General features: G+C 67.4%; 11 protein-coding genes and 1 pseudogene. 4 read left to right on the forward strand and 8 right to left on the reverse strand.

Annotated features, from left to right (window positions below):
• Window positions 1-30 precede the first annotated feature (30 nt).
• Window positions 31-1,371 carry an iron uptake transporter deferrochelatase/peroxidase subunit gene (gene efeB, locus GOAMR_RS09395; protein ID WP_005186186.1) on the forward strand — a complete coding sequence of 447 codons (1,341 nt, stop codon included), beginning with the start codon at window positions 31-33 and terminating at the stop codon, window positions 1,369-1,371.
• Window positions 1,372-1,605: 234 nt separating this feature from the next.
• On the opposite strand, the gene cysC is transcribed toward efeB, so the two are convergent.
• From cysC to mfd, 6 genes and pseudogenes are all read right to left on the reverse strand, one after another.
• The gene (gene cysC / locus GOAMR_RS09400; protein ID WP_005186189.1) at window positions 1,606-3,513 is read right to left on the reverse strand and encodes an adenylyl-sulfate kinase; all 1,908 of its coding nucleotides are present in this window, start codon (window positions 3,511-3,513) and stop codon (window positions 1,606-1,608) included.
• The gene (gene cysD / locus GOAMR_RS09405) at window positions 3,513-4,475 is read right to left on the reverse strand and encodes a sulfate adenylyltransferase subunit CysD (protein WP_005186192.1); all 963 of its coding nucleotides are present in this window, start codon (window positions 4,473-4,475) and stop codon (window positions 3,513-3,515) included. The genes cysC and cysD overlap by 1 nt, the downstream gene beginning before the upstream one ends.
• Complete coding sequence (gene stf0, locus GOAMR_RS09410; RefSeq protein ID WP_005186195.1) at window positions 4,472-5,263, reverse strand: trehalose 2-sulfotransferase; 792 nt, start codon at window positions 5,261-5,263, stop codon at window positions 4,472-4,474. Before stf0 ends, cysD begins: the two co-directional genes overlap by 4 nt.
• A 124-nt stretch (window positions 5,264-5,387) precedes the next feature.
• Window positions 5,388-7,052, reverse strand: coding sequence for a sulfatase family protein (locus GOAMR_RS25525; RefSeq protein ID WP_005186198.1), 1,665 nt, complete (start codon window positions 7,050-7,052; stop codon window positions 5,388-5,390).
• A gap of 290 nt (window positions 7,053-7,342) precedes the next feature.
• Window positions 7,343-7,987, reverse strand: a pseudogene (locus GOAMR_RS09420) (nucleoside triphosphate pyrophosphohydrolase); the annotation flags it as partial.
• A 14-nt stretch (window positions 7,988-8,001) separates the two neighbouring features.
• Window positions 8,002-11,568 carry a transcription-repair coupling factor gene (mfd, locus tag GOAMR_RS09425; RefSeq protein WP_040514784.1) on the reverse strand — a complete coding sequence of 1,189 codons (3,567 nt, stop codon included), beginning with the start codon at window positions 11,566-11,568 and terminating at the stop codon, window positions 8,002-8,004.
• A 120-nt stretch (window positions 11,569-11,688) separates the two neighbouring features.
• On the opposite strand from mfd, the gene GOAMR_RS09430 reads away from it, so the two are divergent.
• On the forward strand, window positions 11,689-12,213 hold the full coding sequence (locus GOAMR_RS09430; protein WP_040514785.1) for a GNAT family N-acetyltransferase: 525 nt from the start codon (window positions 11,689-11,691) through the stop codon (window positions 12,211-12,213).
• On the opposite strand, the gene GOAMR_RS09435 is transcribed toward GOAMR_RS09430, so the two are convergent.
• Window positions 12,199-12,909 carry a TetR/AcrR family transcriptional regulator gene (locus GOAMR_RS09435; protein ID WP_050942656.1) on the reverse strand — a complete coding sequence of 237 codons (711 nt, stop codon included), beginning with the start codon at window positions 12,907-12,909 and terminating at the stop codon, window positions 12,199-12,201. The genes GOAMR_RS09430 and GOAMR_RS09435 overlap by 15 nt on opposite strands.
• A gap of 134 nt (window positions 12,910-13,043) precedes the next feature.
• Between GOAMR_RS09435 and GOAMR_RS24125 the strand changes: the two genes are divergently transcribed.
• Complete coding sequence (locus GOAMR_RS24125) at window positions 13,044-14,531, forward strand: ABC transporter permease subunit (protein WP_005186231.1); 1,488 nt, start codon at window positions 13,044-13,046, stop codon at window positions 14,529-14,531.
• Window positions 14,528-15,292, forward strand: a complete 765-nt coding sequence (locus tag GOAMR_RS09450) for an amino acid ABC transporter ATP-binding protein (RefSeq protein ID WP_005186234.1) — start codon at window positions 14,528-14,530, stop codon at window positions 15,290-15,292. The genes GOAMR_RS24125 and GOAMR_RS09450 overlap by 4 nt, the downstream gene beginning before the upstream one ends.
• Window positions 15,293-15,412: 120 nt before the next feature.
• Here GOAMR_RS09450 and GOAMR_RS09455 read toward each other — a convergent pair.
• On the reverse strand, window positions 15,413-15,989 hold a 577-nt coding region (locus GOAMR_RS09455), incomplete at its 5' end, for an LLM class flavin-dependent oxidoreductase (RefSeq protein ID WP_005186236.1).

A 15,989-nucleotide genomic window follows, 5' to 3' on the forward strand; every position in this document is an offset into this window, starting at 1 on the left:
GGTCACCGACCGCACATCAGTAGGAGATTCATGACCGACACCCGCCCCGTGCCTGACCTGGTCGACGCCGGCGACAGCCAGGAGCCGGTCACGGCCTCCGGGCCGTCCCGGCGCACCGTCCTGACCGGCGCCGGGGTGGGTGTCGGCGTGGCCGCCGTGGCCGGCGTCGGATTCGCCGCGGGCCGCACCACCGCCCCCGGCGACGGCTCGTCGGCCGACCAGGTGGTTCCGTTCCGCGGCGCCCGGCAGGCCGGCATCATCACCGCCGCCCAGGACCGGCTGCACTTCGCCAGTTTCGACGTCATCACCGACAAGCGTGACGAACTGGTGAACATGCTCAAGGAGTGGACACGGGCAGCCGAGCGCCTGACCCGGGGCGAGGAGACCTCACCCGACGGCGCCGTCGGACTCGGTGATTACACTCCCCCGGCCGACACCGGAGAGGCGCTCGGACTCAAGCCCGCCCACCTGACCCTGACGATCGGCTTCGGCCCCAGCCTGTTCGGGCCGTCCGCCTCAGACCCCAAGCGCCGGGACCGATTCGGGCTGGCCGCACGTAAACCCAAGGGTTTCGACGATCTGCCGATGTTCGCCGCGGAGAAGATCGAGACCAACCGGTCCTACGGCGACATCTGCATCCAGGCCTGCGCCGACGACCCGCAGGTGGCGGTGCACGCCATCCGCAACCTGGCCCGCATCGGGATGGGTGTGGTGGCGGTGCGCTGGTCGCAGCTCGGGTTCGGCCGCACCTCGTCGACCTCGACCACCCAGGACACGCCGCGCAACCTGTTCGGTTTCAAGGACGGCACCAACAACCTGCACGCAGAGGAACCCGAGTTGCTCGACAAATGGGTGTGGGTCGATGACGCCGACAACCCGCCCGCCGCGCAGTGGATGACCGGCGGAACCTATCTCGTGGCCCGCCGCATCCGCATGGACATCGAACCCTGGGACCGGGCGAACCTGCTCGAGCAGGAACAGATCGTCGGCCGGCTCAAAGGCAACGGAGCACCCCTCGGCCAGCACGCCGAGTTCGACGAACCGGACTTCGACATCACCTCATACGGTGTCCCGTTGATCCCCAAGGACTCCCACGTGCGCCTCGCCCACGAGAAGCACATCGGCGTGCGGATCCTGCGGCGCGGCTACAACTTCACCGACGGCTCCGACGGATTCGGCCACCTCGACGCCGGCCTGTTCTTCATCGCGTTCAACCGCAACACCGCCAAGCAGTTCGTCCCGATGCAGCAGGAACTGTCCCGCAAAGACGCGATGACCGAATACCTGATCCCCAACGGCTCAGCCACTTTCGCCATCCCCCCGGGCCTGTCCGACGGTGAATACTGGGGCCAGCGGCTCTTCGAAGGCTGACTCAGGAACCGTCCCACAAGCGTCAGGTGCCTCAGCTCACCCGACCATTCGTGACCCTCGCTCCTTCGTCGCTTCAGCCTCAGGGATCAAGACGATTGGTTGCGACCAGTCGGCTTCTTCGTTGTTTCGGGACCAATCATCGTGATCCCTGAGGAGAGGCGTGCGAGCTTGCGAGCAGGATTCGTCACGAAGGGTCCGGTGACCTTTCGGCACCTGGCGCCACCACCTTTCGAGTCAACCCGCGTCGAGAATGCCCCGTTCGGTGAGGGCTACGACGATCCGCTGCGCGAGGTCGTTGATGTCGGCGCCGGTGGTGTCGAAACGCAGGTCCGGGGACTCCGGTTTCTCGTACGGTGCGTCGACCCCGGTGAGACCGCGCAGGGTGCCCTCACGGGCACGTTTGTAGAGGCCCTTGGGATCCCGGCGTTCGCATTCGGCGACCGGCGTCGACACATGCACCTCGATGAAGTCAAGGCCGGCGGCGTCGTGGAGTTCGCGGGCGATCTCCCTATCCGACCGCAACGGCGAGACCAGCGAGGCGATGGCGATCACGCCGGAATCGGCGAACAGCCGGGCGAGATGACCTACGCGCCTGATGTTCTCGGCGCGGTCACCCGGCGAGAAGCCGAGGTCGTCGGAGATACCGTGGCGGATGTCGTCGCCGTCGAGCAGGTACGCCACCCGGCCCTGGGTGACCAGGAGCCGTTCGAGCGCCACCGCCAGGGTGGATTTGCCGGAGGCCGGCAGGCCCGTGAGCCACACGGTCGCGCCGCGCTGGCCGGTCTTGCGCCAGCGTTCATTCCGGGCGAGCGAACTCGGATGCCACTTGATGTCGTTGCGGGTCGCCTTGCCGGGCACCACCTCCCGTGCCTCGGAGATCGTTCCGGCGGCAACCGTCTCGTTCGACGCCTCATCGATGAGGACGAACGCGCCACCGTCACGGTTCTCGGAGTACCTGTCCGCGAGCACCACCGACGAGGTGCGCAGCGTGACGGTGCCGATGTCGTTGAGTTCCAGCGAACTCGGGCCCACCTGCTCGATCAGACTGTCCGGGTCGAGGCGGCGGTCGAGCGACTGAACGGTGGCGCGGACCGTCGTCGTTCCGTGTTTGAGCGCCACCCGGTCACCGGCGTGCAGCGGCTTCTCGGCCAGCCAGCATACGGTGGCCTCGATCTCCCGCGCGACGACCGGAAGGTGCGCGTCCTCGGCGGCACTGACGATCACATCACCACGGCCCACGTCGATGTCGTCGGCGAGCTGTATCGAGACCGACAGTCCCGCAACCCCCGTCGTACGGGTGTCGTCGAGGGTGTCGAGGGCGGTGACGGTGCTGCGGCTACCGGAGGGCAGCACCGCGATCTCGTCGCCCACCGCGACGGTGCCGGCGACGACACGTCCGCTGTAGACGCGCCGATGCGCGACGCTGGGTCGCGAGGCGTACTGCACCGGCAGCCGCAGTTCCCGGGCCTGCGGCGAGGGAGCCGAAAGTTCGATTGCCTCAAGGAATTCCAGCAGAGTCGGGCCGGTGTACCAAGGCGTGGACGCCGAGCGGTGCACCACATTGTCGCCGCTGCGGGCGGCCACCGGGATCGCGGTGATCTGATCGATTCCCACCTGCAGCGCCAGCTCGTCCAGGTCGGCCTTGACCGCGGCGAACCGTTCCTCGGAGAAGTCGACCAGGTCGATCTTGTTGACCGCGGCCACCACATGCCGGATACCCACCAGCGAGGCGATCCGCGCATGGCGTCGCGTCTGGCGCTGCAGACCGTGCTGGGCGTCGACAAGCACCACGGCCACATGGGCATTCGACGCACCCGTGAACGTGTTGCGGGTGTACCGCTCGTGGCCGGGGGTGTCGGCGAGGACGTAGCTGCGGGTGTCGGTGGAGAAGAACCGGTACGCGACATCGATGGTGATGCCCTGCTCGCGTTCGGCGCGCAACCCGTCCGACAGGGCGGCCAGGTCGAGTTCGCCGTCGTCGCCGGTCACCGACTCGATGTGATCGGTGGGCAACGACCCGGTGTCGTGCAGGATACGGCCGATGAGGGTGGACTTGCCGTCGTCGACGCTGCCGACCGTCGCCAGCCGCAGGAACTGCCGGTTTGCGGCCGAGGGTGGGGTGTCCAGGTCTGTCACGGTCATCAGAAGTATCCTTCTCGTTTACGGTCTTCCATTGCGGCGCTGGAGGTTCGGTCGTCGGCACGGGTTTCGCCGCGTTCGGACACCGTCGCCTCGGACACCTCGGCGATGATCTCGGGCAGCGTGGTGGCCGTGGAACGGACCGCGCCGGTGATGGTGAGGTCGCCGACCGTCCGGTACCGCACCCATTCGTTGGTCACGGTCTCCCCCGGCCGGGGATGGGTGAACGGCGACACGGTGAGCAGAATGCCGTCGCGTTCGAAAACGTCACGCCGGGAGGCGAAGTAGATCGACGGCAGGTCGATGTTCTCCAGTTCGATGTAGCGCCAGATGTCGAGTTCGGTCCAGTTCGACAGCGGGAACACGCGCACCGACTCGCCCTGCCGGATACGGCCGTTGTAGATCGACCACGGTTCGGGACGCTGCGCGCGCGGATCCCACTGACCGAATTCGTCGCGGAAGCTGAAGACGCGCTCCTTCGCCCGGGCCCGGTCCTCGTCGCGCCGCGCGCCACCGAAAGCGGCGTCGAAACCGTACTTCTCGAGCGCGTCGAGCAGGGTGCGGGTCTGCAGCCGATTACGTGAGCCCGACGGGTCGGTGGTCTCGGCGACACGGCCGGTGTCGATGGACTCCTGCACCGACGCGACGATCAGCCGGATCCCCTCGGGCCGTGCGGCGGTGGGGGTGACCCGCTTGTCGCGGAACGCGATGACCTCGCTGAAGTTGTGGCCGGTGTCCACGTGCAGAATCGGGAACGGCAGGGGGTGCGGCCGGAATGCCTTCTCCGCCAGATGCAGCAACACGATCGAGTCCTTGCCGCCGGAGAACAGCAGCACGGGATGTTCGAGTTCGGCCACCACCTCGCGGATGATGTGCACCGCCTCGGCCTCCAGAACCCGCAGTGCGGGTACGTGTTCGACGTCGGTGGTGGTGGCTGTCCGCGGTGGCGCGGTGTCGACGGTCATAGTGGGTATCCGTTTCGTTCGGCGTCGGCTCGGTAGCGCGTCACCCATTCCTTGGAACGCGCATTGGACTGTGGTTTGAGCGGGGCCGGCGGGGCGAGCGCCGGATCGAGCTGCAGCGCCCGCAATACCTGGGCGGTGGTCCCGGTGGGATCCTTGGTGAGTTGGCCGAACTCGATGTCGATCACCGGGATGTCCTCGGCGGCAAACCATTCCCGCCAGCGCCGCTCCTGCTCCGCGAGGATGCGGGCCAGGTGGGCGATAGCCTCGGCGTTGTAGACGGCCCTGTCGTCGAGATGGGAGTTGCCATCGTCGCGCCACACCCGCGTCTGCACGGCCCGCCACATCGACACCGCCTGACTTGCCAGATTGTCGCGGTGCACGTGCACGAACAGCGGGTCGGCACCGCCGAACAACCAGCGGATCGCACCCCGCAGCGATCCGTCGCCGACGCGGGACCGCGCGATGAGCAGCGGGGTCTGATTCCACATCAGTTTGCCGCCCCACACCCCGTTGCCGGTTATGCCCTCGGCCAGCACGTCCCGGCGCCACTGCTCACTGGAGCGGTTGTCGACGGTGCCGGGATCGGTCTCGTCGAGCAGCGAGATGATCTCCGGGTCGTCGACACCGGCGAACCATTCCCGCGGTTGCGGCGACAACGACGACGTCGGGAAGTACTGGAAGAACTCCAGCGGCTTTCCGGCGACGCCGGTGGCGGCAAGGGATTCCACCAGCAGCGTGCTGCCGCTGCGCTGGCTCGCGCACACCAGGTACGCATTGTTCGCGTTCACAGCGCCGAAGCCTATTGCGTGCAAACGAAGTCGCAACCGATGCAATTGTGCGCCCGCGGACGCTAATTCTTTACTTCCCGACCCTGGTGTGCCGCAGCGGCCGGGCGATCAGGTGACCGCCCGGTCAGCGGGCACTCACCTGATCGCGGTCCCGATGGGCCGCCACCGACGGTTCGGTGGTGATCTCACCGTCGAGCTCGCGCCGGGCACCGAGCGGCCTGCGCGACGGCAATGCCTCCTCACCTGGGTCTTTTGCCGCGGAGCGGGCCATCCAGGCGCGCATGAACTCCGCCGCGATCTCCGTGCCCACCGCGGTGCCAGGCAGGCCGTCGCCGGTGCGGGACCGCCACTGCGCGAGGCGTCCGGCCAGTTCCGCCTCTATGTCGGCGTAGTCGGGATCGCCGGCGAGGTTGTTTCGCTCATGAGGATCGAAACGTAGGTCGTACAGTTCGCGTTGCGCGCGCGGAACAATTGTGGATTGGGGATCGAGCGACCGCGCGGATGGGCTGTCGGCGATATCGAGCGGTAGCAGCAGTTGTGGGCGGGGTGCCAAGTTCTCGATGTAGCTGAATTCCTTGGTGCGGATGGCGCGGATCGGGTCGAAGGCGTCGTGGTAGGTCTTCTCGGTGAACACGGCCGTCCGCACCGGCCCCCCGCCACCGGCCGACGCTCCCTCTCCGCCGGTTGAGGTGTGACGAGCCGCTAGGCGAGGAGCCTCGAAACCCGGTGAGACGACGTTGTCCGCTCGCGAGGTTTCGAGGCTCGTCGCTTGCGCTCCTCCCACCTCAACCGACAACGGGGACGCCTCAACCGACAACGAGGGCACCTCAACCGACAACGGGGACGCCTCAACCGCCGAGGAAGCCGACGGTTTCAGCAATTCGGTTGCGTGGGAGAGGCCGTCGAGGTCGGTGGGGATGGGCAGGTCCAGGAGGTCGAGGAGGGTCGGGGTGAGGTCGACACCGGAGAAGAGGCCGTCGTAGACGATGCCCTGGTGACCGAGGGTGCGGGGCGGCCGGATGATGAAGGAGATGCCGGTGCCTTCGGCGTAGAGGGTCGACTTGGCGCGTGGGAAGGCGAGGCCGTGGTCGGTGGCGAACACGATCCACGTGGTGTCGGCGAGCCCGGCCCGGTCGACGGCGTCGAGCAGACGGCCCACGGCCGCATCGGCTTTCGCGATCGAACCGTGCAGACCGGCGAGGTCGGCGCGCACGTCGGACGTGTCGGGCAGGAAGTCGGGGACGCCGATGGCATCCGGATCGGCGGGCGGGTACTCGTCCTCCGGATAGGGCCGGTGGGTTTCGAAGAAGCCGGCCGTGAGGAAGAACGGCTGATCGCCGACGCCCACGTCGTCGATCCACCCGGCGACACGTTCGACGACGTAGTCGCACCGCGAGTCGGACACGTCGATCGTGTCGAAGCCGAGGCTGTTGGGGTCGGTGCTCTCGTGCTGCATACCGAACAGCACCGTCCGGTAACCGTGCTCGGACAGCAACGACGGCAGGGTCCGCACCCCCGGCCGGTAGGCGAACCCGTGGTGGGCGAGCCCGACGAGGCCGTTACGGTGCGGGTATTGCCCGGTGAACAACGATCCGCGGGCCGGGGAACACAGCGGCGCCGTCGCGTGTGCCGCGGTCAGCAGCACCCCGTCGGCAGCCAGTTGATCAAGGACCGGGCTTTCGACGCCCACAGCTCCGTAGCAGGTCAGGTGCCGCCCGAGATCGTGCCAGTGCACGAAGATCACATTCGCCGCGCCACGTCCGCTGTTTACCTGAGTGTTGTCTGCCATGTCCTCAATGATGCCCGGACCGGCAACTGCCGACGAACCCCCGTCGATCCCGCTGGCCCCACATCCGCACGCCATGCCCAAGAATCAGGCTGATCGGAAATACCCTGTGGTCGGCGCAGGATCGTGCGCGCCGACCCTGCGCGAGCCCGGCACCGCGCCTACCGCTCTGATCGTTACTGGCAATTCCGGGAGGTGCACACTGCGCAGGTTGACGCCGCGGGCCAGCTCTTCATCCGCCGCAACCGCAACACCGGCCACTGCGCTATCACGTTCCGCGTACGGAGCGCCTATCAGTCCAGGTACCGTTCCCACGCTTGGGGGTTGTCGAGCACGATTCCTGCTGCTGCGGCCCCGGCCTCGGCGGCGCGGACACGGTCCATGAAGGCGAGGGTGCGGGAGCGGGCCAACGCTTCGGCGCTGTCGCCACCGGCGGTGACTGTGACGGTCAGAATACCGGGATCGATCTGGTCAGTGGGAAAGCCTGCGGCGTCGAGGCGTTCGAGGATCTTCTGGGTGAGGGCGAGGGCGGGCTGACTCAGGGCGATACCGTCGAAGACCGAATCACGTTTCTTCTCAGCCGCTTTGAGTTCTTCCCACTCGCGGATCTGGGTGTCGAGGTCGGTGTGTGAACCGGACAGGATTCCCTTGGTGCGGCCCGAGACCTTGGTGATGAATGAGCGGGCGACGTCGTCGATGTCGAAGGCGCCGGAGGTGCGATCTGCCGCGATACGGGCGTGAAAGAGCACCTGCAGCAACAGATCACCGAGTTCTTCAACGAGGTCGTCCGGACTGCCGGTGTCGATGGCATCGAGCAGCTCGTACGTTTCCTCGATCAGATAGCGTCTCAGCGACTCGTGCGTCTGTGTGCTCTCCCACGGTCCGCTTCGCCGCAGCGTGTCCATCAACGCGACAGCATCGAGAAGCGCTTCGCCCGAACGCTTACCGGCCGTCATGCGGTGAGCGGTTTCATGGTGATGAGGAACTTGGTGAGGTAATCGATGAGCGCCTCGTCGCGCAGTCGCGCCGAACCCACTCCCCCGGTCCGCGGCAACGGCAGCGTGATCACCGAGGTCGTCGCCCGATAGGTGGCCGAGGAGTAGATGCGTTTGAGGCGCACCTGCTCGCTGTCGAGGAGGTTGAGCGGGGCGATCTTCACCGAGGTGCCCACCACGCCGAGTTCGGTGACGCCGCGTTCGCGGCACCGCAGCCGCAACCGCGCGATCAGCGCGAGACGCTTTGTCTCCGCAGGCGGTTCGCCGTACCGGTCGGTGAGTTCGGCGAGAATCCCGGCGACGACGTCGTCGTCCGTGGCGGCGGCCAGTTTGCGATAGGCCTCCAGGCGAAGCCGGTCCGAATCCACGTATTCGACGGGGATATGCGCGTCGACCGGTAGGTCGATCCGCACCTCGGCGGTCTCCTCGGTCTGCACCGTCTGACCGTCGGCGGCGGCCCGATAGGCCTCCACCGCCTCCCCGACCAGCCGGACGTAGAGGTCGAAGCCGACGCCCGCCACGTGCCCGGACTGCTCGGCGCCGAGAACGTTTCCGGCGCCACGCAATTCGAGGTCCTTGAGCGCGACCGCCATGCCGGCGCCGAGTTCGTTGTTCTGCGCGATCGTCGACAGCCGATCGTACGCCGTTTCGGTGAGCGGCTTTTCGGCGCTGTACAGCAGGTAGGCGTAGCCCCGTTCGCGACTGCGGCCGACACGGCCACGGAGCTGATGCAACTGCGATAGGCCGAGATTCTCGGCCCGGTCGACGATGAGGGTGTTGGCGTTGGAGATGTCGAGACCGGTCTCGATGATGGTCGTGCACACCAGCACATCGAATTCGCGGTTCCAGAACCCGGCGACCGTCTTCTCCAGCTGGTCCTCATTCATCTGACCGTGCGCCACAACCACTTTGGCCTCCGGCACCATCGTGGCGATCTCTTTGGCGGTCTTGTCGATGGTGGACACACGGTTGTGCACGTAGAACACCTGGCCATCGCGCAGCAGTTCGCGACGGATGGCGGCCGCCACCTGCTTGGCCGCGTACGCACCCACGTACGTGAGCACCGGGTGCCGTTCCTCGGGCGGGGTGAGGATCGTCGACATCTCCCGGATGCCGGCCATCGACATCTCCAGGGTGCGCGGAATCGGAGTGGCCGACATGGTGAGCACATCGACGTGGGTGCGCAACGACTTGATGTGCTCCTTGTGTTCGACGCCGAACCGCTGTTCCTCGTCGACGATCACCAGGCCGAGGTCTTTCCACACGATGCCGGTCTGCAGCAGCCGGTGTGTGCCGACGACGATATCGACCTCGCCCGTGGCCATCTCGTCGATGATCTGTTTGGATTCCTTGGCGTCGGTGAACCGGGACAATCCTTTGACTCGCACCGGGAAACCGGTCATGCGTTCGCTGAAGGTCTGCAGGTGCTGTTGCGCCAGAATGGTGGTGGGCACCAGGACCGCGGCCTGCTTACCGTCCTGCACCGCTTTGAACGCCGCCCGCACCGCGATCTCGGTCTTGCCGTAGCCGACGTCGCCCACGATCACCCGGTCCATCGGGACGGGACGTTCCATGTCGGATTTCACCTCGGCGATCACCGTCATCTGGTCGACGGTCTCGGTGAAGTCGAAGGCGTCTTCCATCTCCCGCTGCCACGGGGTGTCGGGGCTGAACGCGAAACCGGGCGCGGCGTGCCGGGCCGCGTACAGCTGCACCAGTTCACCGGCGATCTCCCGAACGGCCTTGCGCGCCTTACGTTTGGTGTTCTGCCAGTCGGAGCCGCCGAGCTTGGACAGCGACGGTTGCTCACCGCCGACATACCGGGAGAGCTGATCGAGTGCGTCCATCGGCACGAACAGCCGGTCACCGGGCTGGCCGCGTTTGCCCGCCGCGTATTCGATGACCAGATATTCGCGGCGCGCCCCGGACACGGTGCGTTCGATCATCTCGACGAACTTGCCGATGCCGTGCTGATCGTGCACCACCAGATCACCGGCGGTCAGGGCGAGCGGATCAACCTGGTTGCGGCGCTTGGCCGGAAGCTTGCGGCCGTCGCGGACGCTCGCGACCCGAGTTCCGGTGAGGTCGGTTTCGGTGACGATCACCAGCCGCGCCCCCGGGCACACCAGCCCGTTGCGCAGCGTTCCGTGGAACACCGACACCCGGCCCGGTTCCGGTGTCGCACCGGGGTCGGCCAGGCCCGACGGCACCTCGGCGTCGGCGAGGCGCTCGCACACGCGTTGCGCGGTTCCCTTGCCCGCCACCACGATCGCCGCGGTGCCGCCGCCGGTGACGTGCGCACGGAGCATCGCGAAGGTCTTCTTGATCTCCGGTTCCTCGCCGTGCGGCGCCGGTCCGGCGGTCAATTCGAGTTCCACCTCGTCACCGGTGCCCGACGACAGCGGGCTGATCGTCCACCACGGTTTGCCGGCGCGCAGCGTGGCGCGGCGCACCGCCTCCAGCGACCGGTACGCGCTGGCCTCCAGGTCGATGGCGGTGCCGCGGGTGTCGATCGGGGCGTCGGCGCCGACCGCCGCGGCCTGCCAGGACGCCTCCAGGAATTCGGCGCCGGTCTCGGCCAGGCCGGCCGCGCGGGTGCGCACCTTCTCCGGGTCGAGGATCAGCACGCGGGTGCCGTCGGGCACCACCTGGGTGAGCAGCTGCATCTCGCCGTCGACCAGTGCCGGGATGAGCGCCTCCATGCCGGCGACCGGGATACCCTCCGACAGCTTGGTGAGCATCTCCGACAGCATCTGGTCGTCGCCCGCCTCGCCGGCGAGTTCGGCAGCCCGCGCCCGCACCTGCGTGGAGAGGACCAGTTCGCGGCACGGATGGATCCGCACGGTGGAGGCGTCGATCTCGGGCTGGCTGCGCTGGTCGGCCACCGAGAACGCCCGGATCTCACTGATCTCGTCGCCCCAGAACTCGACCCGCACCGGGTAGTCGGCGGTGGTCGGGAACACGTCGAGAATGCCTCCGCGGACAGCGAATTCGCCACGGCCGCCCACCATGTCGACACGCTCGTAGGCCATTTCGACGAGCTGGGCGAGCAGGCCGTCGAAGTCGATCTCGATACCCTCGGCGAGGTCGATGGACCGGGCCTCGCCCAGACCCGGCGCCATCGGCTGCACCAGCGAGCGGACGGTGGTCACCACCACCCGCAGCGGATCACCCTCGGGGTGGGCCAGGCGATGCAGTACCGCCAGGCGCCGGCCGACGGTGTCGGCGCTCGGGGAGAGCCGTTCATGCGGCAGTGTCTCCCACGACGGGAACTGCACCACCGCGCGCGGGTCGCCGAGCAACTCGGCCAGCTCGGCGGTCAGGTCGTCGGCCTCGCGGCCGTTGGCCGAGACCACCAGCAGCGGCGATCGGTCGTGGTCGGCGAGGGCGGCGACGACAAACGGCCGGGCCGCGTCGGGGGCGGTGATGTCGAGTTCGGGTTGGGCGTGCCGCTGCACCAGTCCGGCGAACGCCTTGTCGCTACATGTGAGGGCGGCTAGTCCATGTAAGGCAGGCGTAGACACCCGTTCGAGTCTAGGGCATACCCGCAGGCGCCGGTGCGGCGCCGAACCCCTGGTACGGCCACGGCGCAATTGTGCGCTCTTCAGCTGGATGTGTCACACCTGACCGGCTACAACGGGGGCATGAGTATTGTGGTCCGGCCCGCCGCCGTCGCCGAATGTGCGCAGATCGCCGACATCTACCGGCACTACGTGGAACACACCGTCGCCACCTTCGACACGGTGCCGCCGACGGTGGGGGCGTGGGAACAGAAGTTGACCACCATCACTGCGGCGGGCAGACCGTTTCTCGTGGCCGCCGCCGACGACGATCAGATCGTCGGGTTCGCCTACCTCGGCACGTTCCGCAACATGCCCGCCTACGACCACACCTCCGAGGACACCATCTACGTGCGCCCCGGGCTCGGCGGTGGCGGGATCGGCTCGGCGTTGATGAGCCGGATGCTCGCCGACGCCGAGCACACCGATGTCCGGCAGATCATCGCCGTCATCGCCGCCACCAACGGGGAGGCCTCGATCGCGCTCCATCTCAAACACGGGTTCACCCACGCCGGACGGCTCCATGCCTCCGGCCACAAGGCGGGTCAGTGGATCGACACGGTTTACCTGCAGTACAGCGTCGGCTCCCCCACCTCAGTCGGCGGGTAGCGCGTCATCCTCGTCGTCGGGGGTGTCGGCCGACGCACGCTTGGCCGCCGACTCGACGGCGATGAGGCGCGGGTTGGCATTGAGCCGGGCCAGACCGTTCCAGCACAGGTTGACCAGGTGCGCCGCGACCACCTCTTTCGACGGTTCGCGTACGTCAAGCCACCATTGCGCGGTCACCGACACCATCCCGACGAGCGCCTGCGCGTACATCGGGGCCAGGGCCGGATCGAAGTCACGACGCTCGAACTCGCTCGCGAGGATGTGCTCGACCTGGCTGATCGCGTCGTTGAGCAGGCTGGAGAATCCGCCGGTCGCGGTGCTGTCGCCGCGCACCAGGATGCGGAATCCGTCGGTGCGTTCCTCCATGTAGGTGAGCAGGGCGAGCGCGACCTGCTGAATCCGCATGAACGAACTGGTCCGCGACAGTGACGCCGTGACCATCTCCAACAGGGTTTCCATCTCGCGGTCCACGACCACCGCGTACAGGCCCTCTTTGCCACCGAAGTGCTCGTAGACGATGGGTTTGGACACGTTGGCGCGCTGCGCGATCTCCTCGATCGACGTGCCCTCGAAGCCCCGCTCGGCGAACAACCCCCGAGCGACCTCGATGAGCTGGGCTCGGCGTTGGGCGGCCGTCATCCGCGCGCGCGGTGCCCGCACAGCGGCGTCGGACTTCGTCGGTCGACTCACTGCCATGGAGTCCACCCTAACGGTTTCTGCGCCGGCGACAGTCGTACCCACTCCCGGAGGCGGGATCCGGCGCGGAGCCGCCACGACCGGCGTGCGGCCAAACCTTCCGCGGGCCCGCCGATCGTGCTTAGGTGCACAACATGACCGCACCCGCCCGTGCACTCGCACCACTGCTGGTCCTGCTGTGCCTCGCCGCGGCCCTCGTCGGCTGCTCCTCGTCGTCGGGCTCGGATGAGTCCGGGATCGAACGCATCAAGGAGTCCGGGGTGCTGCGGATCGGCACCGAGGGCACCTACGCGCCGTTCAGCTATCACGATCCTGCCACCGGCAAACTCGTCGGCTACGACGTCGACGTCGCCGAGGCCGTCGCCGAAAAGCTCGGGGTGCGTGCCGAGTTCGTCGAGACACCGTGGGATTCGATCTTCGCCGCGCTCGGCGCCGACCGCTTCGACGTGGTCGCCAATCAGGTGACCATCACCCCGGAACGGCAAGGCAAATACGACCTTTCCGATCCGTACGCGATCGGTGAGGGCGTGATCGTGACCCGCGCCGACGACACCTCGATCACCTCCTTGAACGATCTGAAGGGCAAAACCGCCGCGCAGACGGCCACCGCCAACTGGACGCAGATCGCGCGGGACGCCGGCGCGAAAGTGGAGACGGTCGAAGGATTTACGCAGGCGATCAAGCTGCTGAGCCAAGGCCGGGTGCAGGCGACGATCAACGACTCGATCGCCGTGTACGCCTATCTCGCCGAAACCGGCGACAAGTCGATCAAGATCGCGGCGCAGACCGGCCACAAGAGCGAACAGGCATTCGCCGCGAATAAGAACAGCGGCCTGATGGATGACATCAATCAGGCGATCAAAGAACTGCAGGACGACGGCACCCTGTCGACGATCTCGCAACGCTATCTGCGGGCCGACGCGACAGGCGCACCGGCGACCGGCCGGAGCGGAACCCAGCGCAGCACCTGGGATCTGATCAGCGACAACCTGTGGCCGATGGCGAAAGCCACCGTCACCAAGACCATTCCGCTGGCCGCGATCAGCTTCGTGATCGGGCTGGTGATCGCGCTCGGGGTGGCGCTGGCCCGGCTGTCGGTGAATCCGGTGGTCGGATGGCTTGCCCGGGCCTATATCTCGGTGATCCGGGGCACGCCCCTGCTGGTGCAATTGTTCATCATCTTCTATGCCCTGCCCGAACTCGGCATCAAGGTCGATCCGTTTCCGGCGGCGATCATCGCGTTCTCCCTGAACGTGGGCGGATATGCGGCCGAGATCATCCGCAGCGCCATCCTGTCGGTGCCGAAGGGCCAGAGCGAGGCGGCCCAGACCATCGGCATGGGATACGCGACGACGATGCGGCGCATCATCTTGCCGCAGGCCGCACGCATCGCGGTGCCGGGTCTGTCCAACACGTTGATCTCGCTGGTCAAGGACACCTCGCTGGCGTCGACCATCCTGGTGACCGAACTGCTGCGGCAGGCGCAGGTCGCCGCGGCGCCGACGTTCGACTTCTTCGCCCTCTATACCACCGCGGCTGTCTACTACTGGGTCGTCTGCGTCGTCCTGTCCGCCCTGCAGGGGCGCCTGGAAACCCGTCTGGGAAGGTTCATCGCCACATGACCGACACACCAACCCCGCTGATCGAGGTCTCGGGACTGCACAAGGCCTTCGGGAACGTCGAGGTGCTGCGCGGCATCGACCTGACCGTCGCTCCGGGCACCGTCACCGCCATCCTCGGGCCATCCGGATCGGGCAAGACCACTCTCCTGCGTGCGCTGGCCGGCCTGGATGTCCCCGACTCCGGCGTCATCCGCATCGCCGATGCGAACGTCGATTTCGGGAAACCTGTCAAGAAGGCCCAGCTCGCCGCGTTGCGCGGGCAGAGCGGGTTCGTGTTCCAGTCGCACAACCTGTTTCCACACCGCACGGTCCTGGAAAATGTCATCGAGGGTCCGGTGATCGTGCAGAAACGGCCCCGCGCCGAGGCCGTCGCCGAGGCCGAAAAGCTGCTCGCCAGTGTCGGTCTCGCCGACAAGAGGGACCTGTACCCGTATCAGCTCTCGGGTGGTCAGCAGCAGCGTGTCGGCATCGTGCGGGCGCTGGCCCTGAAGCCGAAGGTGATCCTCCTCGACGAACCGACGTCGGCGTTGGACCCCGAGCTCGTCGGTGATGTGCTGACCGTGCTCAAAGACCTTGCCGAACAGGGCTGGACGCTGGTGGTCGTCACCCACGAAATCCGGTTCGCCCAGCAGGTCGCCGACCAGGTGGTGTTCGCCGACGGCGGTATCGTCCTCGAACTCGGCACCCCGCAGCAGGTACTGGAGAATCCTGCCCATGAACGGACACAACAGTTCCTGCGGCGGATCCTCGATCCGCTGTAGCCGCCGGCTACAGGTCCGGGACCGGGGCTTCCGGATGGGTGCACGCAGCGACCGCCAACTGCCGTGATCGGGCCTCGACCACGTCGCCGAGCGTGCGCCACCACCGGTCGATCAGCGCGCTCATCGCGGCACCAATCCCCAGGCCCGGGCAAGCAGCCGATGCGATTGGACACGCTGCGCGAAGTCGTGCGTGATGCTGGTGACCACCAGTTCGTCGGCGCCGGTGACCCGGGCGAGAGTGCGCAGGCCGTCGGCGACGGTGTCGGGTGCGCCGACGAACTGGGTGCGGACCCTGTCCTCGACCAACGGAGCGGCATCGGCCCACAGCGGCGGCGCGGTGTCGGGGTCCAGGTAGGGTTGCGCGCCCGCACCGCTGCGGATGCCGTACACCCAGTGTCCGTAGGTCAGGGCACGGTGCCGGGCCGTCGCGTCGTCGGATGCCACCACCACGTCCGCCGACACGACGACGTACGGCTCGGCGAGCCCCGGCGACGGCACGAACGCCGACCGGTACGCCTCGACTGCTTCGAGAACCGTGCTCGGGCTGACATGGTAGTTCGCCACGAACGGAAGACCGCGGGCACCGGCCACCTGTGCGCTCTGCCCTTTGCTGCTGCCGAAGATCCACACCGGCGTGTCCGCGCCGCTTCCCGGTACCGCGGTCAGTGCCACCTCCCCGTGGCGGAACCTGCCTGCC

It is taken from the genome of Gordonia amarae NBRC 15530, assembly GCF_000241345.1.
Taxonomy (GTDB): Bacteria; Actinomycetota; Actinomycetes; order Mycobacteriales; family Mycobacteriaceae; genus Gordonia; species Gordonia amarae.

Coding starts and splice junctions, on each gene's coding strand:
- efeB (WP_005186186.1), top strand. CDS start 31: ATGACCGACACCCGCCCCGTGCCTGACCTGGTCGACGCCGGCGACAGC.
- cysC (WP_005186189.1), bottom strand. CDS start 3,513: ATGACCGTGACAGACCTGGACACCCCACCCTCGGCCGCAAACCGGCAG.
- cysD (WP_005186192.1), bottom strand. CDS start 4,475: ATGACCGTCGACACCGCGCCACCGCGGACAGCCACCACCACCGACGTC.
- GOAMR_RS25525 (WP_005186198.1), bottom strand. CDS start 7,052: ATGGCAGACAACACTCAGGTAAACAGCGGACGTGGCGCGGCGAATGTG.
- GOAMR_RS09430 (WP_040514785.1), top strand. CDS start 11,689: ATGAGTATTGTGGTCCGGCCCGCCGCCGTCGCCGAATGTGCGCAGATC.
- GOAMR_RS09435 (WP_050942656.1), bottom strand. CDS start 12,909: ATGGCAGTGAGTCGACCGACGAAGTCCGACGCCGCTGTGCGGGCACCG.
- GOAMR_RS24125 (WP_005186231.1), top strand. CDS start 13,044: ATGACCGCACCCGCCCGTGCACTCGCACCACTGCTGGTCCTGCTGTGC.
- GOAMR_RS09450 (WP_005186234.1), top strand. CDS start 14,528: ATGACCGACACACCAACCCCGCTGATCGAGGTCTCGGGACTGCACAAG.